General features: G+C 65.4%; 23 protein-coding genes. All 23 read left to right on the top strand.

The window, feature by feature from the left end:
- Position 1: 1 nt before the first annotated feature.
- The 23 genes from VGM20_11390 (at position 2) to xerD (ending at position 22,705) form a co-directional block, all read left to right on the top strand.
- Complete coding sequence (locus VGM20_11390) at positions 2-565, top strand: NADH-quinone oxidoreductase subunit J (protein ID HEY4101465.1); 564 nt, start codon at positions 2-4, stop codon at positions 563-565.
- Complete coding sequence (gene nuoK, locus VGM20_11385) at positions 565-861, top strand: NADH-quinone oxidoreductase subunit NuoK (protein HEY4101464.1); 297 nt, start codon at positions 565-567, stop codon at positions 859-861. The genes VGM20_11390 and nuoK overlap by 1 nt, the downstream gene beginning before the upstream one ends.
- Positions 862-864: 3 nt before the next feature.
- On the top strand, positions 865-2,835 hold the full coding sequence (gene nuoL / locus VGM20_11380) for an NADH-quinone oxidoreductase subunit L (GenBank protein ID HEY4101463.1): 1,971 nt from the start codon (positions 865-867) through the stop codon (positions 2,833-2,835).
- Between the two features lie 3 nt (positions 2,836-2,838).
- A complete protein-coding gene (locus VGM20_11375) occupies positions 2,839-4,395 on the top strand; it encodes an NADH-quinone oxidoreductase subunit M (protein HEY4101462.1) in 1,557 nt (518 codons plus the stop codon).
- Positions 4,395-5,894, top strand: a complete 1,500-nt coding sequence (locus VGM20_11370; protein ID HEY4101461.1) for an NADH-quinone oxidoreductase subunit N — start codon at positions 4,395-4,397, stop codon at positions 5,892-5,894. The genes VGM20_11375 and VGM20_11370 overlap by 1 nt, the downstream gene beginning before the upstream one ends.
- On the top strand, positions 5,891-7,261 hold the full coding sequence (locus VGM20_11365) for a phosphomannomutase/phosphoglucomutase (GenBank protein HEY4101460.1): 1,371 nt from the start codon (positions 5,891-5,893) through the stop codon (positions 7,259-7,261). The genes VGM20_11370 and VGM20_11365 overlap by 4 nt, the downstream gene beginning before the upstream one ends.
- Before the next feature lie 4 nt (positions 7,262-7,265).
- On the top strand, positions 7,266-9,677 hold the full coding sequence (locus tag VGM20_11360) for a UPF0182 family protein (GenBank protein ID HEY4101459.1): 2,412 nt from the start codon (positions 7,266-7,268) through the stop codon (positions 9,675-9,677).
- 144 nt (positions 9,678-9,821) lie between these two features.
- Complete coding sequence (sucC, locus tag VGM20_11355) at positions 9,822-10,961, top strand: ADP-forming succinate--CoA ligase subunit beta (protein ID HEY4101458.1); 1,140 nt, start codon at positions 9,822-9,824, stop codon at positions 10,959-10,961.
- Positions 10,958-11,830: a succinate--CoA ligase subunit alpha gene (gene sucD / locus VGM20_11350; protein HEY4101457.1), complete on the top strand. Its 873-nt coding sequence runs from the start codon at positions 10,958-10,960 to the stop codon at positions 11,828-11,830. Before sucC ends, sucD begins: the two co-directional genes overlap by 4 nt.
- Entirely contained in the window at positions 11,830-12,264 is a 435-nt protein-coding gene (gene ndk, locus VGM20_11345) for a nucleoside-diphosphate kinase (GenBank protein ID HEY4101456.1), read from the top strand. The genes sucD and ndk overlap by 1 nt, the downstream gene beginning before the upstream one ends.
- A gap of 133 nt (positions 12,265-12,397) precedes the next feature.
- The gene (locus VGM20_11340) at positions 12,398-12,769 is read left to right on the top strand and encodes a DUF177 domain-containing protein (GenBank protein HEY4101455.1); all 372 of its coding nucleotides are present in this window, start codon (positions 12,398-12,400) and stop codon (positions 12,767-12,769) included.
- A 7-nt stretch (positions 12,770-12,776) separates the two neighbouring features.
- Positions 12,777-12,959, top strand: a complete 183-nt coding sequence (rpmF, locus tag VGM20_11335; GenBank protein ID HEY4101454.1) for a 50S ribosomal protein L32 — start codon at positions 12,777-12,779, stop codon at positions 12,957-12,959.
- A 3-nt stretch (positions 12,960-12,962) separates the two neighbouring features.
- Complete coding sequence (gene plsX, locus VGM20_11330) at positions 12,963-13,976, top strand: phosphate acyltransferase PlsX (protein ID HEY4101453.1); 1,014 nt, start codon at positions 12,963-12,965, stop codon at positions 13,974-13,976.
- Positions 13,973-14,965, top strand: a complete 993-nt coding sequence (locus VGM20_11325; GenBank protein ID HEY4101452.1) for a beta-ketoacyl-ACP synthase III — start codon at positions 13,973-13,975, stop codon at positions 14,963-14,965. The genes plsX and VGM20_11325 overlap by 4 nt, the downstream gene beginning before the upstream one ends.
- Positions 14,959-15,891, top strand: coding sequence for an ACP S-malonyltransferase (gene fabD, locus VGM20_11320; GenBank protein HEY4101451.1), 933 nt, complete (start codon positions 14,959-14,961; stop codon positions 15,889-15,891). The genes VGM20_11325 and fabD overlap by 7 nt, the downstream gene beginning before the upstream one ends.
- Positions 15,888-16,631: a 3-oxoacyl-[acyl-carrier-protein] reductase gene (gene fabG / locus VGM20_11315; protein HEY4101450.1), complete on the top strand. Its 744-nt coding sequence runs from the start codon at positions 15,888-15,890 to the stop codon at positions 16,629-16,631. Before fabD ends, fabG begins: the two co-directional genes overlap by 4 nt.
- Before the next feature lie 39 nt (positions 16,632-16,670).
- Entirely contained in the window at positions 16,671-16,910 is a 240-nt protein-coding gene (locus tag VGM20_11310; protein HEY4101449.1) for an acyl carrier protein, read from the top strand.
- A 4-nt stretch (positions 16,911-16,914) separates the two neighbouring features.
- The gene (gene fabF, locus VGM20_11305; GenBank protein ID HEY4101448.1) at positions 16,915-18,147 is read left to right on the top strand and encodes a beta-ketoacyl-ACP synthase II; all 1,233 of its coding nucleotides are present in this window, start codon (positions 16,915-16,917) and stop codon (positions 18,145-18,147) included.
- 62 nt (positions 18,148-18,209) lie between these two features.
- On the top strand, positions 18,210-19,415 hold the full coding sequence (gene mqnE / locus VGM20_11300) for an aminofutalosine synthase MqnE (GenBank protein ID HEY4101447.1): 1,206 nt from the start codon (positions 18,210-18,212) through the stop codon (positions 19,413-19,415).
- A complete protein-coding gene (locus VGM20_11295; protein HEY4101446.1) occupies positions 19,412-20,233 on the top strand; it encodes a menaquinone biosynthesis protein in 822 nt (273 codons plus the stop codon). Before mqnE ends, VGM20_11295 begins: the two co-directional genes overlap by 4 nt.
- The gene (mqnC, locus tag VGM20_11290; GenBank protein HEY4101445.1) at positions 20,233-21,297 is read left to right on the top strand and encodes a cyclic dehypoxanthinyl futalosine synthase; all 1,065 of its coding nucleotides are present in this window, start codon (positions 20,233-20,235) and stop codon (positions 21,295-21,297) included. The genes VGM20_11295 and mqnC overlap by 1 nt, the downstream gene beginning before the upstream one ends.
- Positions 21,297-21,800 (top strand): 2-C-methyl-D-erythritol 2,4-cyclodiphosphate synthase, encoded by a 504-nt coding sequence (gene ispF / locus VGM20_11285; GenBank protein HEY4101444.1) that lies wholly within the window; start codon positions 21,297-21,299, stop codon positions 21,798-21,800. Before mqnC ends, ispF begins: the two co-directional genes overlap by 1 nt.
- Positions 21,797-22,705, top strand: a complete 909-nt coding sequence (gene xerD, locus VGM20_11280) for a site-specific tyrosine recombinase XerD (GenBank protein HEY4101443.1) — start codon at positions 21,797-21,799, stop codon at positions 22,703-22,705. Before ispF ends, xerD begins: the two co-directional genes overlap by 4 nt.
- Positions 22,706-22,707: the final 2 nt, after the last annotated feature.

The raw sequence follows: 22,707 nt of genomic DNA, 5'->3' as shown, positions 1-22,707 counted from the left end.
GGTGAATACCGCCGCGGTAGTGTTCTGGATCTTCGCAGTCTGGTCGGTCGGGTCGGCGCTGCTGTGCATCACCCGGAGCAACGCCCTGTCGGCGGCGCTCTGGCTGGTGTCGACGATGTTCGCGCTGGCGGCGATCTTCGTGATCCTCCAGGCACAGTTCATCGCCGCGATCCAGGTGCTGGTCTACGCCGGCGCAGTCATGGTGCTGTTCCTCTTCGTCATCATGCTGCTCAACCTCGAGGAGGTGCCGCGCGAGTGGAAGCGGTGGCCGGGGTGGGTGGTCGGTGTCGGTGTTACGGCGGTGCTCGGCGCGACGCTCGTCACGCTGCACACCTATACACCGCAGCGGCTGGCGGGAGAGATCTCGACGATGCCGGGGACGGCGAATCCGGCGCTGGTCTTTCCCGATGGTGCGGCGCTGGCAACATCGCAGGCCGCGCAGGGCGCCGTCGGCAGCGTGGCGCAGCCACTCTTTACCGGCTACCTCGTTCCGTTCGAAGTCACGTCGATCCTTCTCCTGGCCGCGGTCGTCGGCGCGGTCGTCCTCGCGAAGAAGAAACTCTGATGCTTCTGGGACCTTCGCTGGCGCTGTCGGCGGTGCTGTTCGTGCTCGGAGTCGCGGGCGTCCTGATCCGGCGCAATGCCATCGTCGTCTTCATGTGCGTCGAGCTGATGCTCAACGCCGTCAACCTGAGCTTCGTCGCGCTGGCGCAGTTGCACGGCGTGGGCGGACAGATCATGGTCTTCTTCGTGATGACGGTGGCGGCGGCGGAAGCGGCGGTAGGGTTGGCGATCATTCTCGCGATTTTCCGGCACACCCAGTCAGTCGATCTGGCGCACATCAATCTTCTCAAGGGCTGACGCGTGATCCAACTGGTCTGGCTCGCGGTGGCTTTCCCACTCCTTGGCGCCGCGATCAACGGGGGACTTGCGCTCCGGCGCCCCGACGCGAAGCGACTCGCGTCATACGTCGGGGTCGGGGTCATGCTCGCCGCGTTCGCGGTGACCGTCGCGGTGTTCGCCGAACTCGCGCGGAGCTCGCAGACGGCGATTCAGGTGGTGCTCTGGCACTGGCTGCCGGTGACGCCTCGGTTCTCGATCGACCTTGCCTTCCAGGTCGACCATCTCTCGGTCGTGATGATGCTGATCATCACCGGCGTCGGCGGCCTGATTCATCTGTATTCCGCCGGCTACATGTACAGCGACCCGGGATACGCGCGGTATTTCTCGTATCTCAATCTCTTCGTCGCGTTCATGCTGGTGCTGGTTCTCGGGGCGTCGCTGCCGGTGTCGTTCATCGGCTGGGAAGGGGTCGGGCTCTGCTCGTACCTGTTGATCGGCTTCTGGTTCGAGGTCGACGCCAACTCGGACGCGGGGAAGAAGGCGTTCCTCGCCAACCGGATCGGCGATTTCGGCGTGCTGATCGCGATGTTCCTGCTCTGGTGGACACTGGGGACGCTCGACTACAGCGGCATCACTGCCCAGGTGGGCACCGTCTTCCACTCGGGCGACGGGATGGTGTTGCTGATCGCGCTCTGCATCTTCCTCGGATGCACCGGCAAGTCGGCGCAGATCCCGCTGTACGTCTGGTTGCCCGACGCCATGGCGGGCCCGACGCCGGTCTCCGCGCTGATCCACGCAGCCACGATGGTGACGGCGGGTGTGTTCCTTGTGGTCCGCACGTCGGCGATCTTCGCGCTGGCGCCGACCGCACTCGAAGTCGTCGCGGTGGTCGGGGCGGTCACGGCGTTCTTTGCCGCGAGCATCGGCCTTCGCCAGTACGACATCAAGAAGGTGCTGGCGTATTCGACGGTGTCGCAGCTGGGGTACATGTTCCTCGGCGTGGGCACCGGCGCGTTCGCATCGGGGATCTTCCATCTGATCACGCACGCCTTCTTCAAGGCGCTCCTCTTTCTCGGCGCCGGGAGTGTGATCCACGCAATGCATCATGGCCTGCACCATGCGCACTCGCATGCCGACGCACAGGATATGCGCAACATGGGCGGGCTGCGTCGCGCGATGCCGTGGACCTTCACGCTCATGCTGATCGCGACGCTGGCGATCGCCGGTGTTCCGCCGTTCGCCGGTTTCTTCTCGAAGGACGAGATTCTCGGCGCGGCATTCGCGCAGGGGATGCACAACCCGGTGTTCATGGTGTGCTGGGCACTGGGGCTGGTCGCGGCGCTGATGACCGCGTACTACATGGCGCGTCTGGTGGCGATGACGTTCCTCGGCCAATTCCGTGGCCCGGAAGGCGCCATGTCACATCTGCACGAAGCGCCCTGGCTCATGACGGGACCGCTCGCGGTGCTGGGCGTGCTGAGCGTCGTCGGCGGCCTGGTCAATCTGCCGAGCTTTGCGGGCGGGAACAGCTGGCTCGAGCATTGGCTGGAGCCGGTGACCGCCGTCGCGCGGGCAACGCTGGGGCCGGCGCCCAGCGCGGAGGGGCCCACCGGGATGCTGCTGATCGGACTGGCGATCGTTGCCGCGGTCGTCGGCCTCGTCGCGGGGACGATGGTGACCGAGCGACAGGCGATCGTCACGCCGGATCGTGCGCCACCCGAGCACGGAGTGGCCAAGCTGCTGTATCACAAGTATTACGTCGACGAGATCTATCAGAAGGTCCTGGTTGATCCGGTCGTGTGGTTGTCGCGTCGCGTCCTCTGGCAGACCGCCGATGCCTTCCTGGTCGATCGCATCGGTGTCGGCGGGACGGCACGGGTCGCCGAGGGGCTCGGCTGGCTCGGATCCCGGTTGCAGAACGGACAGACGACATTCTATGTCACGATGTTCGTCGCGGGTGCGGTGATCATTCTCCGCTCGCTGGTGAGGTAACCGATGGCGCAATTCCTTGCCTCGATCAGCTATTCGCACTGGATCATCCATGTGCTGCTCATCCTCCCGGTACTGGCGATGCCGGCGATTCTCTTCTCGCCGGTCCGTGCCGCGCGGTACATCGCGTTTGCGGTGGCGCTGACCGAACTGTTTCTCGGCATCGGCCTCTGGTGGGCGTTCGACCCGACGGTGACCGGGATGCAGTTCGTCACCGATGTGACCTGGCTCCCCAAGTTCGGTATCGGGTACCGGGTCGGCATCGACGGACTGTCGGTCCTGATGGTCCTGTTGTCGGTGATCATGCTGCCGCTCGTGGTGTGGGGAAGCTGGCGGAGCGTCGACCAGAAGCAGCGCGGTTTCTACGCACTCCTGATGGCACTGAACACCGGGATGCTCGGCGTCTTCGTCTCCACCGATCTCTTCCTCTTCTACATGTTCTGGGAAACGCTGCTGATTCCGATGTACTTCATGATCGGGATCTGGGGGAGCAGCAACCGGATCTACGCGGCGACGAAGTTCGTGATCTACACCTTCGTCGGATCGTTCCTGATGCTGGTCGCGATCATCTGGATGGTTGCGGTGATCGGCCAGCAGACGGGGGTGTATTCATTCTCGTATACCAATCTGCTGTCGCACGCGCAGTTGTTCGGGCCGTGGGCGCCGTGGCTCTTCGTGGCGTTCGCGCTCGCCTTCGCCGTCAAGGTGCCGCTCTTTCCGTTCCACACCTGGCTTCCCGACGCGCATACGGAGGCGCCGACGGCCGGATCGGTCGACCTCGCGGTGATCCTGCTCAAGATGGGGACGTACGGGTTCCTCCGATTTGCGATCCCGTTCTTCCCGATGTTCGCCCTGTCGAAGACCACCGGAATGGTCATGGCCACGCTGGCGGTGATCGGGATCGTGTACGCCGCGCTGGTGGCGATGGTACAACCCGACCTCAAGCGTCTCATCGCCTACTCGTCGGTATCCCACCTCGGTTTCGTGATGCTGGGCATCTGGGGGAGTACCGTCGAAAGCGTGCAGGGAGCGATCGTGGTGATGGTGTCGCACGGGCTCTCGACCGGCGCGCTGTTTTTCATGATCGGCATGCTGTACGAGCGGCGACATACGCGACGGATCGCCGATTTCGGCGGCCTCGCTCGCGTCACACCGCTCCTGGCGACGGCGTTTGTGATCACGGCGTTCTCGTCGATCGGCCTCCCCGGTCTCAATGGATTCGTCGGGGAATTCCTCGTGCTCCTCGGTTCGTTCGGGCGTTATCCGTACCTGGTGGCGATCGCGGCGACGGTGGTGATCTTCTCCGCGGGGTACATGCTGTGGTCGACGCAGCGCGTCTTCTTCAACCGGTTCACCAACCCGGCGAATGAAGGCATCGGCGACCTCAATCTCCGCGAACTGGCGGTGGTCGGTCCGCTGATTGCGGCGATGATCTGGGTCGGCCTCTATCCTGCGCCATTGCTGCGTCGCACCGAGGGTGCCGCGCGGGCGTACGTCCAGATGGTGCAGCCCGCGCTGCCGCCTGCAACGCTTCCGGGCCCCGGCCACGTGGAGGCGCAATAGTGCAGATCGACCTCTCCTCCGCCGGCGGTGCGACGCTCGCACTCCTCCCCGAACTGGTGCTCTCGGCGTGGGCGCTGGTGGTGCTCCTGTACGTGGCGTGGCGGCACCGTGACGGCTACGACATGCGCACGGCGGGCGCACTTTCGATCGTCGGCTACGTGCTCGCGGTCCTCGCGACCGGGTGGCTGGCCTGGAACCATGCACGCCCGGCCGGATTGTCGTTCATGATCGCGCTCGACGGATTCCGGTTCGCGAGCGATGCGCTGCTGCTCTGGATTGCGGGTGCGGTGACGATCCTGTCGGTACGCTGGCTGATCCGCCAGGGGATTCTCGCCCCCGAGTACTACCCGATGCTGATGCTGGCGACGGTCGGGATGATGCTCCTCGCCGGTTCGGCCGACCTGATCACGCTCTTCCTCGGCCTCGAGGTGATGTCGATCTCGGTGTACATCCTCGCCGGATTCGATCGCACGCGTCGAGCATCCGCGGAAGCGGCGTTGAAGTACTTCCTGATCGGTGCGTTCGCGTCCGGATTCCTGCTGTACGGCATCGCGCTGACGTACGGCGCCACCGGACAATTCAATTTCGAACTGATCGGCGCCCAGTTTGCGGCGACACCACCGACGCTGATGGCCAAGCTCGGGATGGGGCTCATTGTGATCGGCTTTGCGTTCAAGATTGCCGCGGTGCCGTTCCATGCCTGGGCTCCCGACGTCTACGAGGGGGCGCCGACGCCGATCACGGCGTTCATGGCCGCGGGGGTCAAGGCGGCGGCGTTCTTCGCGCTGCTGCGGGTGCTGAACCAGGTCTTCCCGTCGCTGACGTCACTCTGGCAGCCAATCGTCTTCGGACTCGCCCTGGTGACGATTCTGATCGGGAACCTGACGGCGCTGGCACAGACGTCGATGAAGCGGATGCTGGCGTACAGCGCCATCGCGCACGCCGGCTATCTCCTGTTGCCGGTGTGGGCCCACTCCAACGACGGCAACGCGGCTGTGATGATTTACCTCCTGTCGTACGCCGTCACGATTGTGGCTGCGTTCGGCATTCTGGCGTCTATCGAACGAGCCGGTGCCCGTACCGTGCTGCTGACCGACCTCGAGGGGCTCTTTACGGTCCGACCATTCGCATCGATGGGCTTGAGCGTATGCATGCTGTCGCTGCTCGGCTTCCCGGGAACGTTCGGCTTCATCGGGAAGTGGTTCCTGCTCTCTGCCGCGCTGCGCCAGGGGCAGATCATTCTCCCGGTAGTTGCAGTGATCGGTAGCGCGATTTCCATCGGTTACTACCTCCCGGTCGTTCTCGCGATGACGCTCAAGCCGACGCGCACACGGCAGGCGCACCAGACAATCAAGTTCCCGCGACCGGCCCGCATCGCGGTGGCGCTCTGTGTCTTTGCCATCCTCCTTCTCGGCGTCTGGCCCAACCCCGTGCTGAATTTTGCAACGCAGGAGGCAGTGCAGCTGCGGCAGGTGACCGCGCCGGTGGGTGCGCGATGAAGATCCCGCGCGCGGTTTTCCGGGAGTACGACGTCCGTGGACTGATCGGCTCGGAGTTGACGCTCGAGTTCGCGGAACATCTTGGCCGGGCGTTCGGGAGTACGGCGATCGATCACGTTGGCACCGGTGCGCGCATCGCCGTCGGATGCGATAACCGGCCGTCGAGTGGTGGTTTTGCGGAGGCGCTCCGGCGCGGCATCCTGTCGACCGGCGCAAGCGTCGTCGATGTGGGCTCGCTGCCGACGCCCGCACTCTACTATGCGGTGCAGGCCCTCGGCACCGATGGCGGCGTGCAGGTGACCGGCTCGCACAATCCGCCGGAATTCAACGGTTTCAAGTTCGTCCTGGCAGGAGAGTCGCTGCACGGCCCGTCGATCGCCGCGCTGGGCGACCGGATCGAGGCCGAACAGTACCGGACCGGGTCGGGACGGCAGGAATCCAACGACACCGTTCTCGCCCGATATCGTGCGGCGATCGTGGAGCGTCACACGCTGCGCCGGCCGGTCCGCGTCGCGGTGGACTGCGGCAACGGCGTGATGTCGCTCGTCGCGATCGAGACGCTGCGTGACCTCGGCGCCGAGGTGATTCCCCTTTTCGCCGAGAGCGACGGCACCTTCCCGAATCATCATCCCGATCCGACCGTGGCGGCGAACCTCGTCGACCTGCAGCGCGTGGTGCGCGAAGAGCAGGCCGAACTCGGCATCGCCTTCGACGGCGACGGCGATCGTATCGGGGCAGTCGACGAACACACCCGGCCGATCTGGGGCGACCAACTCCTGGTGGTCTTCGGTCGCGACGCGGTGCGGCGCTTCGGCGAAGGCGCTGCCGTGATCTTCGATGTGAAATGCTCGGAGGTCTTGCCGCAGGCACTCACCGCGGCCGGGGCGCGGCCGGTGATCTGGAAAACAGGCCATTCGCTGATCGAAGCAAAGATGAAGGAGGAACGCGCACCGCTCGCCGGCGAAATGAGCGGACACATCTTCTTTGGCGGGGACTGGTTCGGCTTCGACGATGCGTTGTTTGCGGCGGCGAGGCTGCTCGAGATCGTCTCGCACGGCCCGAGCGGCGTTGCCGCACTCCTCGCCGATCTTCCTACGACGTACGCGACGCCCGAGTTGCGAGTGGCGTGCGATGATGCGCGAAAATTCGCACTGGTCGACGAAGCGATTGCCTACTTCGGGGCGCGCTATCCCGTCGTGACGATTGATGGGGTGCGGATCACCTATCCGGATGGATGGGGGCTCATTCGCGCCTCCAACACGCAGCCGGTTCTGGTGCTCCGATTCGAGGGAACCACACCCGAGGCCCGCGACGCGCATCACGCAGAGCTGATGGAATGGCTCGCCGCACGGGGGGTTCGCGGGTAGCGCGATGACGCCCCGAACTCGCCGGCTGATCGGGGCAATCGTTGCCGCGTTCGCGGTGCTTTTCGTCGGCCGGTGGACGGTCGAACTGGTCGCGGAACGCTGGTGGGCCGCAACCATCTCGTCCCCGGCTGCTTCGTTTGTCACCGGCTGGCGGCTCCTCGGCCTGGCGCTCGATGTCGGCGCGATTGTCGTCGCCTCGACCTGGTTTGCCCTCCACGCCCTCCTTGTCGCACGAACGATCACCTCGGTGCAGGTGTCGCACCGCATCGGGAATCTGCAGTTGCGCGAAGCTGTGCCTGTCCGGTTCCTCCTCGCCGGAGCCATCGCATCCGGTGTGCTCCTCGGACTGATCGCCGGGAGCGGGGCCCATGCATGGCGAGAGCCGATGGTGCTCGCGTGGCAGGGGGCACACTATGGCATCGTCGATCCGCTGTTGCACCAGGATATCGGCGTCTTCACGGCGCAGCTTCCTGCGTGGGATCTCGGCCTCCGTTTCCTGGTCCTGCTGGTCGTGCTGGGATTCGGCTTTTGCGTGGCGCTCTACGCCGGGATCGGCGCAATCCGGCGGGTCGGACGCTACGCCGTCACCCTGCATGCCGATGCACAGCGCCATCTTGGCGGCCTCCTCGCAGCACTGGCCGGCGTCATCGCCATCGGCTATCTCCTCGCGCCATTTCACCTGGCGGCTTCCGACTATCGGTCGTTGACGATGGACGGTGCCGCCCTGGTGTCGCACAGTGCACAGGTGATGGCCGGCGTTGCGGTTGCGACTGCACTGCTGACCGTATTCTGGGCGTTGCGCGGAAAGGTCAGCGTCCTCGTCGGGGCATGGATCGTTCTGTGCCTCGGTGCCGGGCTGCAGCGGTTCGTCGTGCCCGCCCTCGCAGACCACGCTACCCCGGCCGGCGAGCGGCTCGCGACGATGCGCCATCTCGACGAGCTGGCGTGGGGGTTGCGACTTGGCGATCAGCCGGTCGGGCCCGATACCCTCCCCATCGTGACAGCGATCTGGGATCCGCCGTTGCTCGACCGCGTGGCGGAACGCGCCGGCGGTATCCCCGAAGCGACGACCGCCGTGGCGATGGCAGATAGCGGGCGCCGAGTTCCGGCGTGGCTGGTCGCGTCGTATCGAGCCGATGAACCGCGACTCGACCTGCAGGCCGCGGTCGATGGGGCAACCACAATCGCGGGCGGCGCACAGTTCGTCCGATCCACCGCCGCTGACGCCGCAGGCGGTGCGGTGTGGAGGTCGCTCGCCGATCCGAGGATCCGGCCGCGCGCACCGGGGTGGGCTGCGGTGCGGGATGGCGTCGATGCCGGCGGTCCGCTGCGCCGTCTCCTGCTGGCGTGGGCCCGGCAGGAGCCCGGGATGCTCCGCGATCCGCAGCAGGCCGCGTTCGATTGGCACCTCGATCCGGCGGCACGTGCCACTGCGATCCTGCCGATGTTTTCCTGGCTGCCAGCCGACGTGGTGGTCGTCGACGACCGGCCGGTGTGGGTGGTCCAGGGCATGTCAGTCGTCGACCGCATTCCGATGGCGACACGGGCCCACTGGGATGACGACCGCGTGGCTGGCGTCGTCCCGGAAGTCGTGTGCACGGTCGATGTCGCCAGCGGCGAGACCCGTTTCTATCTCGATCCCGGTGCCGACTCGCTTGGCGCGTCGTGGCGGCGCACGATCGGTGGGTTGATTGCGCCGGCGGCGTCGATGCCGGCCGACCTGCGGCGCGCGCTGCCGTATCCACCGCTCTGGTTCGACGTCCAGATCTCGGTCCTCGAGGGATTGACGTGGAACGCCGGCGAACGGCAGGCTCCGTCCGGACCAGTCGCCGTGCCGGTGCCGACGTGGATCGACGATTCGACACCGGGGCGCCAGATCGCGCTTGCCGATCCGTCGCGGGGGACCGTCGCGTCGGTCGTGACGGCGTTCCGGCGGAATGGCACGCCCGAATTGCGGCTGTCACCGATTGAATCCGACGGATTTCCCGCCGACAGCCGGAGCGAATTGATCCGCCACTGGAGCCGCTCCGCCGAGGTGCTCCACCTTCGCGACTCGGTTGCGGCCGGCGGCGACTCGGTCATCTGGCGCGGTGTGCGGTGGACCAGCGGCCATGATCCGGCGACGGCGTGGCAACCATTGTTCGCGTTGCCGCGGAGGGGAGTCCCGACGCTGCTCTGGATCGGCACCGCCATCGCAGACCACGTCACGGGTGGGCGAAGCGTCGGTGCCGGTTGGGCGGCGGCAGGGCAGGCTGGGGTGGATACCGCTGCGCGCGGACCAGACGCGTCGACAGTCCTCGACGCTGCCCGCGCCTGGGTCCGCCGCGCCGATTCCGCATTCCAGCGCGGCGATCTGACCGCCTTCGGCCGCGCGTTCGAGGCGTTGCACGAAGTCCTCCTGCCGCACGGCCACTAGCTCCGCGAGTCCGCGCGGAGATACCGTCCACCTTCTGCCGCCGCTACTTTGTGCCCGGCGTTCCGATCCCGCCCGCGAGTCGTCGCGAGGCGGAACGGACGCAGTTTTCTCACAGGTGAGCGCCAACTCAGCATCGAGGGTTGTGTGAATCTGCACGAATATCAGGCCCGCGCCCTCCTCAAGGACGCCGGCGTGCCGTTTTCGGAAGGCGACGTGGCGACGACCGCGGCGGACGCCGCGGCGATCGCGCGACGAATCGGCGGAACAGTCGTCGTCAAGGCGCAGGTGCATGCCGGGGGCCGGGGAAAGGCCGGCGGCGTCAAGCTGGCGAAGGGTGCGGAGGAAGCCGAAACGACCGCCTCCAGGATTCTCGGCATGGAGATCAAGGGCCTCGTCGTCCAGAAGGTGCTCGTGGTACCGGCGGCCGAAATCGCCAGCGAGAGCTATGTCGGACTGATTCTCGATCGCGCGACCCAGAAGCCGGTGTTCATGGTGTCGAGCGCCGGCGGGATCGATATCGAAGAGGTCGCGGCGAAGACGCCGGAAAAGATCACCCGGCTCGCCGTCGACCCGCGCTACGGGCTTCTCCCGCACCAGGCCCTCAAGCTCGCGCTCGCGCTGTATACCGATTGGGCGCAGGCACGCGCGGCGATGAAGATCATGCATCAGCTCTACCGCGTCTTCATGGCGAACGGCTGTTCGCTCGCCGAAATCAATCCGCTGGCCACTACCCCTGACGGAACAGTGCTGGCGCTCGATGCCAAGATGGTGATCGACGACAATGAACTCGATCGGCGTCCCGATCTCGCCGCACTGCGCGATGAGTCGGCGGAGGAATCAAGCGAGGTCACGGCGCGCCACGCATCGCTGACCTTCATCAAGCTCGACGGCAACGTCGGCTGTGTCGTGAACGGCGCCGGTCTGGCGATGGCGACGATGGACCTGGTCAAGTACTACGGCGGCGAGCCGGCGAATTTCCTCGACATCGGTGGATCGTCGAATCCGGAAAAGGTCGTCAACGCATTGCGAATCATCACGGCCGATCCCCGCGTGAAAGTGATCCTCTTCAACATCTTTGGCGGGATTACCCGCACCGATGATGTCGCCAACGGCATCGTGACGGCGACGAAGCAGTTCAAGGTCGGCGTACCGATCGTGATTCGCCTGACCGGAACGAACGAGAAGGAAGCGTTCCGCATCCTCGATGGCGCCGGGATGAGCGCGATGAACGACATGGATGCCGCCGTCTCGAAAGCCGTGGCATTGGCGAAGGAGGCGGCGTGAGTATCTGGATCGGAAAAGAGACCCGGTTGCTGGTGCAGGGGATCACCGGCCGGGAAGGTTCATTCCACGCGAAGCAGATGATCGAGTACGGCACCAACGTCGTCGCCGGCGTAACGCCAGGGAAAGGCGGCCAGCAGTTCGAATCGAAAGTGCCGGTGTTCAACACCGTCGAACAGGCGGTTGGGGCGACCGGTGCGAACTGCGCCGTGATCTACGTGCCGCCGGCGATGGCCGCCGGTGCAATCGAGGAAGCCGCCGACGCCGGGATTCCGCTGGTCGTGTGCATCACCGAAGGTGTGCCGGTCCTCGACATGACGACCGTCATGCCGTTCCTCGCCGAGCGGCGGGTCCGGCTGATTGGACCAAACTGTCCTGGGTTGATCACGCCCGGCGCGGCAAAGGTCGGCATCATTCCGGGGTCGATCTGCACTCCCGGCTCGGTTGGACTCGTCTCTCGGTCGGGGACGCTGACCTACGAGGTGGTTCATCATCTCACCGGCAGCCGTCTCGGGCAGAGCACCTGCGTCGGGATCGGCGGCGATCCGATCGTCGGCACCAACTTCATTGACGTCCTCGCGGCGTTCAATGCTGATCCGGGTACCGAGGCGATCGTCATGATCGGTGAGATCGGCGGGACCGCGGAGCAGGAGGCGGCCGAGTACATCAAGCTGCACGTCAAGAAACCGGTGGTCGGATTCGTGGCAGGGCAGACGGCTCCCAAAGGTCGGCGGATGGGGCACGCCGGTGCGATCATCTCCGGATCAGCCGGCACTGCCGACGAGAAATTCGCTGCATTCGAGGCGGCGGGGATCGGGATCATGCGTCGCCCGGCCGACGTGGTCGGACTGCTCAAGGAGAGGATGAAGTAATGGCTGGCAATCGGACGTTCGCCATGGTCAAGCCGGACGCCTTCGAGGGTGGCAAGGCGGGGAAGATCCTGGCCCATATCGAGGATGCGGGATATCTCATCCGTGCCATGCGCCTGGTGAAACTGACCCGGGCCGAGTCGGAGGCGTTCTACGAGGTGCACCGCGGCCGGCCGTTTTACGAGGAGCTGGTGTCGTTCATGAGTTCGGGCCGGACGATCGCCCTCGCCCTCGAAAAGGAGAACGCCGTGGCGTCATGGCGGACGACGATCGGGGCGACCGACCCGGCAGAGGCGGCAGCCGGGACGGTACGCAAGCTGTTCGCGGAGTCCAAGGGGCGGAACGCGGTGCACGGATCGGACAGTGACGAAAACGCCGCCCGGGAGATCGCTTTCTTCTTTCCGGAGCGTGAGTTAGCCCTCCTCGGCTCGGCTTGACCGAAGTGGGTTTTTCCGGCTATTTTTGAGGGCTATGCTTCGGCTGAACGTTCGGGACTTCAGGGGTCAACCGCTTCGCACCAGGGCGACCATCAGTCCGGACGATCCGGCGTTTTCCGGGCTTCAGATCGAATTGACTGGCCCGGTCGAAATCGACGGTGCCCTTCAGGCGACGGATAGCGGCGACTATTTCTGGCGAGGCCATCTGCGGGCCGGGATCGCGGGGGAGTGCCGCCGCTGCCTGACCGCCGTGGCGCTGGTCGTCGACGAAGACGTGGACGTGCTCTTTTCGGCCGACCCCACGCTGGTGGAAGATCCAGGTGTCTACGAGCTTGCCGCTGACGCCGAGTCGGTGGACATCACCCCGGCGATCCGGGAAGAGCTGGCGCTCCGGGTTCCGGCGTTTCCGCTGTGCAGGCCGGACTGCAAGGGATTCTGCGCCAGCTGTGGCGCTGACTTGAACGCTGGACCGTGCGCCTGCGCGCGGACCGGCTCGACCAACTGAGGCACCGATGGCTGTCCCGAAGCGAAAGATGTCGAAATCGCGCAAGCGCCTGCGCCGCGGCCACCATACCGCGCAGGGAATCCCCACCCAGGCCTGCCCGCGTTGCAGCGCTCCCCGGCTCCCCCATCGGGTGTGCCCGTCGTGCGGCTATTACGCGGGCAAGAAGCGGCTCGAGATCGAGGACCAGTAGGCCGTGATCCGCATCGCGCTCGACGCGATGGGGGGTGACGGCGCCCCGGCCCCCGAGGTCGATGGCGCCGTGCTGGCATTGCGCGAACTCCCGGCCGACATCGAACTCACGCTGGTTGGCCGCGCCGATCTCATTCAGTCCCACCTCGCGCGGCATCGCGACGTCGATCCCGCGCGCCTCAAGGTGGTCGACGCGCCAGACGTGATCGGCATGGACGAAAGGCCGCTTGCTGCCGTGCGCAAGAAGCCCAAATCCTCGCTGGTCATCGGATTTGGCCTGCACCGCGACAATCAGGTTGACGCGTTTGTCTCCGCGGGAAATACCGGGGCAACCCTTGCAGCGGCGACGATCATGCTCGGACTGCACGAGGGTGTCGATCGCGCTGCGGTCGCGTCGCCGTTTCCCACGGCCGACAGCGTCGTGCTGGTCATCGACGCAGGTGCCAACGTCGACTGCACCTCCAAGGAGCTGGTCAACTTCGGCCGCCTGGGCAGCATCTACATGCGGGACGTCGTCGGCCGTGAGAGTCCCGCCGTCGGGCTGCTCAACGTCGGCAGCGAAGATGAAAAGGGAACCGCAGTCGTTCGCGAAACCCACCGGGCGCTCCGCACGCAGCCGCGCATCCGCTACGTCGGGAACATCGAGGGGCGCGACATCGTGGTGCCGCATCCCGAACATGGACAGATCGATGTCGTGGTCTGCGACGGATTCACCGGCAACGCGGTCCTCAAGTTCTACGAATCGATGGGGCCGCTGGTCACCGGATTGATCCGCAAGGAGAATCCCGCGCTCCTTCAGGCGAGCGACCTCCAGCCGCTGATGCGCTTCCTCGATTATGCCGAGTATGGCGGCGGACCGTTGCTCGGCATTCGTGGCGTGGCGATCATCTGCCACGGGTCGTCGAACGCGAGCGCGATCAAGAACGCCATCCGCAGGGCAGCGGAATCTGTGCGCAGCGGGCTGAGCGCGCACATCGCTGCGGAGATGGCGCGGCGCGAACCCGTCACCGCGTCGTGACCCTTCCTCCAGTCGCGGTCATTGCGGGCCTCGGCGCAGCTGTCCCCGCCGGCCTCCTCACCAATGCGGATCTCGAGCGCACACTCGACACGTCCGATCAGTGGATCGTCGAACGTACGGGCATTCGCGAACGGCACATCTCGGCACCGGGCGAGACGTTGTCGAGCTATACCGCTGCGGCCGCTCGCATCGCGATCGATCGCGCCGGGATCACCGCACACGACCTCGACGGAATCATCTTCGCCACGGTGACGCCGGATCGACGCCTGCCGTCGGCCGCGTGCGACCTGCAGGCGATCATCGGAGCGGATCGTGCCTGGGCGTTCGATGTGGTCGCCGCGTGCCCGGGATGGCTCTTCGGGTTGACCGTCGCCGACGGGCTCCTTCGCGCGGGCATGGGCGACACAATCCTGGTCCTTGGCGCCGAGAAGCTCTCGTCGATCGTCGACTACGAAGACCGGTCGACCGCGATCCTCTTCGGCGACGGCGCCGGTGCGGCCGTGGTACGGCGCAGCAACGGCGATGGTCGCGGCCTCCTGTCGAGCTACCTCGGTTCCGATGGCACGCTCGCACCGCTGCTCTACATCCCCGGCGGCGGATCGGCCGAGCCGCTGGGCGAGCAGTTGCTCCGCGACAAGAAGCATCTGGTCAAGATGGCCGGGCGCGAAGTATTCAAGTCGGCGGTCCTGGCAATGAGCCGTTCCGTCGATGAGGCGATCGGCCGCGCCGGTCTCACAGCGGACGCGATCGATCTCCTCATTCCCCATCAGGCCAACATGCGCATCATCGAGGCGACCGCGAAGCACGCCGGCATCTCGATGGACAAGGTGATGGTCAATCTCGACCGCTATGGCAACACCAGCTCGGCGAGCATCCCGCTGGCGCTGCAGCAGGCGGTCGAGGAAGGGCGGCTCAAGCCCGGCATGGTCGCGATGCTGGTGTCGTTCGGCGCCGGCTTCACCTGGGCGAGCATGGTGGTCCGGTGGTAACAATTCTCCTCTTCCCTGGACAGGGCGCGCAGAAACTCGGCATGGCGAAGGATCTCGCCGAAGGGTATCCCCAGGCGAAGGAACGTCTCTCCGAGATCGATCAGGCGCTCGGCGCTCCGCTGACGATGGTGATGTGGAATGGGCCCGAAGCCGACCTGACGCTGACCTACAACGCACAGCCGGCGATTCTCGCGCATTCGTGCGCGGTGCTCGCGATCATTGCGCCGCGACTCCGGGGCGTCGTTGCGGCGGCGGGACATTCCCTCGGCGAATACTCCGCATGGGTTGCGAGTGGTGCACTCGACGCCGCTGGCGCCGCACGTCTGGTCCGCCGCCGCGGTGAATTGATGTTCCAGGCAGGGCAAAGCCGTCCCGGTGCGATGGCGGCGGTTCTGGGACTCGCGACCACGGATGTCGAAGTCGCATGCGCACAGGCTGAGATTGATTCGGAGCTGACCGTGGTAGCCGCCAATCTCAACGCGCCCGATCAGACCGTCATATCGGGCGATCCGGCTGCCGTCGCGCGCGCGGGAGAACTCTGTCAGAGCGCCGGCGCAAAGCGGGTGATCGCCCTCAATGTGAGCGGCGCGTTTCACTCGCCGTTGATGGAACCAGCCGCCGCCGGTCTTCGCGATGCGCTGGCACACGCTCCGTTTGGCGCCGCCGCGTTTCCGGTCATGGCCAACGCCACGGCGGAACTTGCGCGCACCCATGAAGAGGCGATTGCGTCCCTTGGCGCGCAATTGACGGCGCCAGTCCGATGGGTCGAATCGATGCGGGCGCTGCACGAGATGCATCCCGACGCGCATTGGCTGGAGGTCGGCCCCGGCAACGTCCTGACCGGATTGCTGAAGCGGATCGTGCCGGTGGCGAAGTGCACTGCGCTCGGCACCGCGACGCAGGTCGACGCCTGGATGTCGGCATGAGCATCACCATTGATCTGACAGGCAAGGTCGCTTTTGTCACCGGGGGAACCCGCGGGATCGGGCACGCGATCGCGGTGACGCTGCACGCCGCCGGAGCACGGGTGGCGATTGTCGGACGTTCGGCTGAGGGCGCCGCGACGGCTGCCGCGGCGATCGGCGACGGCGTCCGCGGCTACGGTTGCGATATCACCGATCGGGCCGCGATGCGATCGACGATCGACGCGTGCGAGAAGGATCTCGGTCCGATCGATATGCTTGTCAACAACGCCGGTGTGACGCACGACAATCTGCTGATCCGGATGTCGGATGCCGACTGGGATGCCGTCATTGCCTCCAACCTGACCGCGGCGTTCGTTGCGATCCAGGGAGTGATCAAGGGGATGATGAAGCGCCGGTCGGGGCGGATCATCAACATCACCAGCGTCGTTGGTGTGACCGGCAACAAGGGGCAGGCCAACTACGCGGCGAGCAAGGCCGGCCTGATCGGCCTCACGAAGTCTGTCGCCAAGGAGTACGCGGGGCGCGGCGTCCTGGTCAACTGCATTGCGCCGGGGTTCATCGACACCGCAATGACAAGTGCCTTGCCGGAGGCGACGCGCGCTGCATTATTGGATTCGATCCCTCTCGCCCGCCTGGGAAGGCCGGACGAGGTCGCGGGAGCGGTCCTGTTTCTCGCTTCGGAGATGTCGGCGTATGTTACCGGCCAGACGCTGATCGTCGACGGTGGCATGATCGGCTGAATCGGACCCAACACTTCAACACTGCAATCGAGGCAACAGATGAGCGACGTGGAGGAGAAGGTCAAGGACATCATCGTCGAGGAGCTTGGCGTTGAACGGGAAAAGCTCACGCCGGAAGCGTCCTTCATGGAGGATCTCGGTGCGGATTCGCTCGATACCGTCGAACTTGTGATGGCATTCGAGAAGGAATTCGACATCGACATTCCCGACGAGGAAGCCGAAAAGCTTCGCACCGTCGGGGATGCACTGAAGTATCTCCACGAGAAGCTCGGGAAGTAGCCGGATGCGTCGTGTGGTCGTGACGGGTCTCGGCCTCGTGACCCCGGTCGGGGTCACGGTGGACGAGACCTGGCAGGCGCTCCTCGCCGGGAAGTCGGGCGCGGCACGCATCACGAAGTATGACCCGACCAACTGGGCCGTTCGCTTCGCCTGCGAGGTCAAGGGATTTGATCCGTCCCTGTACATCGACAAGAAGGAAGCCAGGCGCTACGACCTCTTTGCGCAGCTCGGCATCGCCGCCGCGCATCAGGCGATGGTGCAGGCCGGACTGGAAGGTGGTGCCCCGAATCCGTCGCGCGCCGGTGCGATCGTCGGCTCCGGGATCGGCGGAATGATGACGTTCCAGGAGAATTGCGAAGCGTTCCTGCAGAAGGGGCCTGATCGCGTCTCTCCGTTCTTTGTCCCGATGTTCATTCCCGACATCGCCGCCGGACTGATCTCGATCCGATACCATCTGCAAGGGCCGAATTTCGCGACGGTCTCGGCGTGCTCTTCCGGTGCGCACGCGATTGGCACATCGTGGCAGTTGATCCGCGAAGGGCTGGCCGATGTGATGCTGACCGGCGGTTGCGAAGGTGCCATCACCGGCCTGAGCGTCGCAGCATTCGCCAACATGAAGGCACTGTCGACGCGCAACGACGATCCGCCGGCAGCGTCCCGGCCGTTCGATCGCGGGCGCGACGGATTCGTGCTTGCCGACGGCGCCGGGATGCTGGTCCTCGAGGAGTACGAGCACGCGCGGTCGCGCGGCGCCAACATTCTTGGCGAGATCATCGGGTACGGCGCCAGTGCCGACGCCTTCCACATCACGCAGCCACCGCCCGACGGCCGCGGCGCCATCCAGGCGATGCAGAGCTGTCTGTCGATTGGTCAGATCTCGATGGATGACGTCGACTACATCAACGCGCACGGAACGTCGACGCCGCAGGGCGATATCGCCGAGACGAACGCCGTGAAGGCGGTGTTCGGGGAGAAGGCGAAGGAGCTGATCTTCGCCTCGACAAAGTCGATGACGGGGCACGCTCTCGGCGCCGCCGGTGCGATCGAGGCGGTGGTCTCCCTGCTCGTGGCCACGCGTGGTGAGGTTCCGCCAACGATCAATCAGACGGATCCCGACCCCGAGTGCGACCTCGATTGCGTTCCGAACGTCATGCGGAAGACGAAGGTCCGGGTGGCGCTTTCCAATTCATTCGGATTCGGCGGCCACAACGCCACGCTGGCGGTACGGGGCGTCTGATCGCTGAGCCGGATTGGCGGCCCGCTGTACCGCCTCACCCTCGAATGCGCTAACTTCAACCCATGCCGGGAGATACCCAGGTACTGGCCATTGATCGTCTCCGCGACCCCGCGCTCCTGCCGATCGCGGAGCGCGTCGCCGAAGGGCGCCGGCTCGACGCCGCGGATGGGATAACCCTCTACGAAACCAGCGACCTGATCGGCCTCGGCACGCTCGCCGATTTTGCCAACCGGCGCCGCAACGGCAATCGGGTCTACTTCTCCGCCAATCAGCATATCAACCCCACCAACGTCTGCATCCTCCGCAACACTTGCACCTTCTGCTCATTTGCGCGGATGCCGAAAGAGGAAGGGAATTACACCCGCTCGCTCGAAGAGGTCTATCACGAAGCGGCCAGCGCGACCGGATCGCCGACGCGCGAGTTTCACATTGTCGGCGGGCTGCATCCCAAGCTCAAGCTGAGCTACTACACCGACATGATCCGCGGGCTCAAGGAGCGGCACCCCGATGTGCACATCAAGGCACTCACCGCCGTCGAAATCGCCCACCTCGCCCGGATCGAGAAGCAGAGCATCCGCGACACGCTCCTTGCGCTCAAGGAAGCGGGACTGACGTCCCTCCCTGGCGGTGGTGCGGAGGTCTTCTCCACCGCAGTGCGCGCCACCATCGCCGAACGGAAGCTCACCGGCAAGGAATGGATCGAGGTCCACCGCGAAGCGCACGCCCTCAGCATTCCGACCAACTGCACGATGTTGTACGGGCACGTCGAGACGGCCGCCGATCGGATCGAGCATCTGACGATGCTGCGCGAGCTGCAGGACGAAACCGGTGGTTTCCTCACCTACATCCCGCTGGCGTACCACACCGAGCACAACGAACTCGGCGAACAGCTTGGTCGTGTCGGCACAGCGACAACCGGATACGAGGACCTGAAGAACATCGCCATCGGGCGGCTCTTCCTCGATTCGATGCCGCACGTCAAGACGCACTGGCCGATGGTGACCCCGTTCATGTCGCAGGTGGCGCTGTCGTTCGGGTGCGATGACGTCGAAGGAACGGTGGTGTACGAGCGGGTGTACCACGAGGCCGGGGCGCGGACCCAGATGCACATGCCGTACGAGGGACTCGTCGCGATGATCCGTGACGCGGGGAAGACGCCGGTCGAACGGAATTCGCTGTATGAGTCGGTCCGCTCCGATTTTGCGACGCTCGACATCCCGCATGGCGGCGATCGCCGGATGACGCTCCCGGTGGTGCACGCCGCATGAAGCTCGGCCGGATCCCGTGGATCAACGCCGCACCGGTCTACGCCGCGATGGATCGCGGGATCGTTCCGCCTCCCGCCACGGTCGTCTCCGCCACTGCCGCCGAACTCAACGACCTCCTCGCCGCCGGGGAACTCGATCTCAGCGTCGTCTCGGCGGTCGAATACGCGCGCGATGCGGCGGCATACCACCTCCTGCCGAATCTGGCGATCTCGTGCGATGGTCCGGTGCACAGCGTGGCGCTCTTCAGCAAGCGGCCGGTAGAGGATTTGACTGGTGCAACGGTCCTGCGAACGGCGTCGTCGCGCACCTCGCATCTGCTCCTCGAGCTGCTCTGCCGGCATCGCTGGGGCGTCACTCCCCGGTTCGCCACTGCTCGCGCCGAGCCGAATGATCTGGCTGCGCTGCAAGCGCTGCCGCATGACGCCGTGCTGGTGATCGGCGATGCAGCGCTCCACCTGCGCGCCAGCGGGATTTATCCGGTGTTTCAGGATCTCGGGCTGGCGTGGAAGGAGTGGACCGGACTTCCCTTTGTCTTCGCGGTATGGGCCGCTCGTCGCGATCGTGACCGCTCCGGCGCACTTGCCGTGCATGAACATCTGCTTGCCTCGCGGGCATGGGGCGTCGGGCATCTCGACCTCATCGCGGATGAAGCCGCGGCACGAACTGGTATCCCGGCGTCGACCTGCCGCGCCTATCTCGGCGACCTCGACTACGATCTGTCGTACCGGCACCTCGCCGGCTTGACCGAATTCTTCGGGCGACTGGCGGGTGACGGCCTCGTCCCGAACGGCTCGCTCACCTTTCTCACGGCGGCCTGATGTCGAGCGTCAATCGCGACTCGCCGGAATTCCGTGACTATCTGGAGCTCTACCAGCGGGCACCGCTCCTGGAGCTTGGCGCGCTGGCCGATCGTGAACGTTATCGTCACCACGGCGACGACGTCGTGACCTACATCATCGATCGCAACATCAACTACACCAACGTCTGCGTTGCCGATTGCGGTTTCTGCGCGTTCTATCGCCGCCCGAAGGACAAGAGCGGTTACGTGCTCTCCTTCGAACAGATCGGCGCCAAGATCGACGAATGCAAGGCGCTCGGCGGCGTGCAGATTCTGTTGCAGGGCGGCCACAACCCCTACATCCCGTTCGAGTGGTATCTCGAACTGATGCGCTACATCAAGGCGCATCATCCGATTCACATTCACGGATTCTCGCCTTCCGAGGTCGTCTTCTTTTCCGAGCGATTCCGCATGCCCGTTGCCGAAGTGGTGCGGCAGCTTCACGAGGCGGGGCTCGATTCGATTCCCGGAGGCGGGGGAGAGATCCTCGTCGATGAGGTCCGCGCCCGCGTCGCGAAGAAGAAGGCGCAGACGGAAGAATGGCTCGGCGTCCAGGAAGAGGCGCATCGGCAGGGGATGAAGACGTCAGTGACGATGATGTACGGTCTCGGCGAATCCGACGCCGACCGGATCGAGCACCTGATTCGCGTGCGGGACCTGCAGGCTCGCACCGGCGGCTTTACGGCGTTCATCTGCTGGCCCCTGCAACCGGATGGGACGCCGGAGATGAGCGACTACGTCAAGACCGACGCGGTCACCTATCTGCGAACACTGGCGATGGGGCGGATCATCTGCGACAACGTCCCCAACCTGCAATCGAGCTGGGTGACGATGGGACTCAAGGTCGGCCAGGTCGCGCTACGATTCGGCGCGAACGACTTCGGTTCGCTGATGATGGAAGAAAACGTGGTATCCGCGGCGGGGACGACCTACCGCGCAACAATCGGCGAGATGGAACGTGCGATTCGCGACGCCGGGTATACGCCGCGGCGCCGGCGCCAGGATTACTCGATTCTCGACCAGCAGCTGGCTGCGGTCGCCTGATGCGCGTCGGCATCGGCTACGACTCGCACCGATTCGCCGGCGGGCGCCCGCTGATTCTCGGCGGCGTCACCATCCCCAATCCGCGCGGGCTCGCGGGGCACTCCGATGCGGATGCCGTTGCCCACGCCATCGCAGATGCAATGCTCGGGGCTGCCGCACTCGGTGATATTGGCCGGCTCTTTCCCGATACCGATCCAGCCTATCGCAACGCCGACTCGATGGTTCTCCTCGCCGATGTCCACGATCGCATCAAGGCGACCGGCTGGCAGTTGCAACAGACCGATGTGACCGTCATCGTCGATGCGCCGAAACTCGCGCCGCACATCACGGCGATGCAGCAACGACTCGCCGAGGTCCTCGGCGTCGGCCCGGGCGCCGTATCCGTCAAGGCAAAGACCAACGAAGGAATGGGATTCATCGGGCGCCACGAAGGGATCGCCGTCATGGCGGTTGCCACGCTGGTCGCCGCCGAATCCGCCGCAGCGGCCTCGTCGTCGCCGTGAACGCGACGCCGGTCGCGACGGCGTTTCATCTCACCGCATTTCGCGATCACCTTTCGCTCGAAGCTGGCCACAGCGACAACACCATCGTCGCCTATCAGCGCGACCTGACGCGCCTCGCCGAATTCGTTCGGTCGAAAGGGATCGACGGACCGCGCGATATCAGCACTCCGGTGCTCCGAGAATTCATCTTCCTGCTCAAGGATCTCGGATTGAGCGGGGCGACGATTCGCCGCACCATCTCGGGTGTTCGCACCTGGTTTCGATTCCTTGCCGCCGAAGGGCTGGTCGAGCGCGATCCGAGCGACCGCCTCGAGACGCCGAAGCGGTGGCGCACCCTTCCTGAAGTGCTTTCGGTTCCGGAAGTCGAGCGGCTGCTCGAAGCGCCGCGAGTCGAAGAGCCGCTGGCGTGGCGTGACCGCACCTTGCTCGAGCTCGCCTATGGTGCAGGGCTTCGCGTGTCCGAACTCTGCGACCTGGGGATCGCCGACGTCATGCTGGGCGATGGCCTCGTCCGCGCCTTCGGCAAGGGGCGCAAGGAACGGCTCGTTCCGGTCGGTCGCGCGGTGGCGTCGGCGGTGTCGGTCTATCTGCACACGATCCGGCCCACACTCGATCACGGTGAATCACAGAGCCGGCTGTTGCTCAATGCGCGGGGGTTGCCATTGTCGCGCGTGGGTGCGTGGGGAATCGTGAAGAAGCGGGCCGCCCAGGCCGGCATCGAGAAGCGGGTCACACCGCACACGTTGCGGCATTCCTTCGCGACGCACCTTCTTGAAGGCGGTGCCGACCTTCGTGCAGTGCAGGAGATGCTTGGCCACGCCGACCTCTCGACCACGCAGATCTACACCCACGTCGACCGCGATTACCTTCGGACAGTCCACCACAAGTTCCATCCGCGGGGCTGAGC

The organism is Gemmatimonadales bacterium (genome assembly GCA_036500345.1).
Lineage (GTDB): Bacteria > Gemmatimonadota > Gemmatimonadetes > Gemmatimonadales > GWC2-71-9 > Palsa-1233.
The sequence above is the reverse complement of the archived record's forward strand: the minus strand, read 5'-3'. Positions and strand labels throughout refer to the sequence as shown.

Coding starts and splice junctions, on each gene's coding strand:
- nuoK (HEY4101464.1), top strand. CDS start 565: ATGCTTCTGGGACCTTCGCTGGCGCTGTCGGCGGTGCTGTTCGTGCTC.
- VGM20_11375 (HEY4101462.1), top strand. CDS start 2,839: ATGGCGCAATTCCTTGCCTCGATCAGCTATTCGCACTGGATCATCCAT.
- VGM20_11365 (HEY4101460.1), top strand. CDS start 5,891: ATGAAGATCCCGCGCGCGGTTTTCCGGGAGTACGACGTCCGTGGACTG.
- VGM20_11360 (HEY4101459.1), top strand. CDS start 7,266: ATGACGCCCCGAACTCGCCGGCTGATCGGGGCAATCGTTGCCGCGTTC.
- ndk (HEY4101456.1), top strand. CDS start 11,830: ATGGCTGGCAATCGGACGTTCGCCATGGTCAAGCCGGACGCCTTCGAG.
- rpmF (HEY4101454.1), top strand. CDS start 12,777: ATGGCTGTCCCGAAGCGAAAGATGTCGAAATCGCGCAAGCGCCTGCGC.
- fabG (HEY4101450.1), top strand. CDS start 15,888: ATGAGCATCACCATTGATCTGACAGGCAAGGTCGCTTTTGTCACCGGG.
- VGM20_11310 (HEY4101449.1), top strand. CDS start 16,671: ATGAGCGACGTGGAGGAGAAGGTCAAGGACATCATCGTCGAGGAGCTT.
- fabF (HEY4101448.1), top strand. CDS start 16,915: ATGCGTCGTGTGGTCGTGACGGGTCTCGGCCTCGTGACCCCGGTCGGG.
- mqnE (HEY4101447.1), top strand. CDS start 18,210: ATGCCGGGAGATACCCAGGTACTGGCCATTGATCGTCTCCGCGACCCC.
- VGM20_11295 (HEY4101446.1), top strand. CDS start 19,412: ATGAAGCTCGGCCGGATCCCGTGGATCAACGCCGCACCGGTCTACGCC.
- mqnC (HEY4101445.1), top strand. CDS start 20,233: ATGTCGAGCGTCAATCGCGACTCGCCGGAATTCCGTGACTATCTGGAG.
- ispF (HEY4101444.1), top strand. CDS start 21,297: ATGCGCGTCGGCATCGGCTACGACTCGCACCGATTCGCCGGCGGGCGC.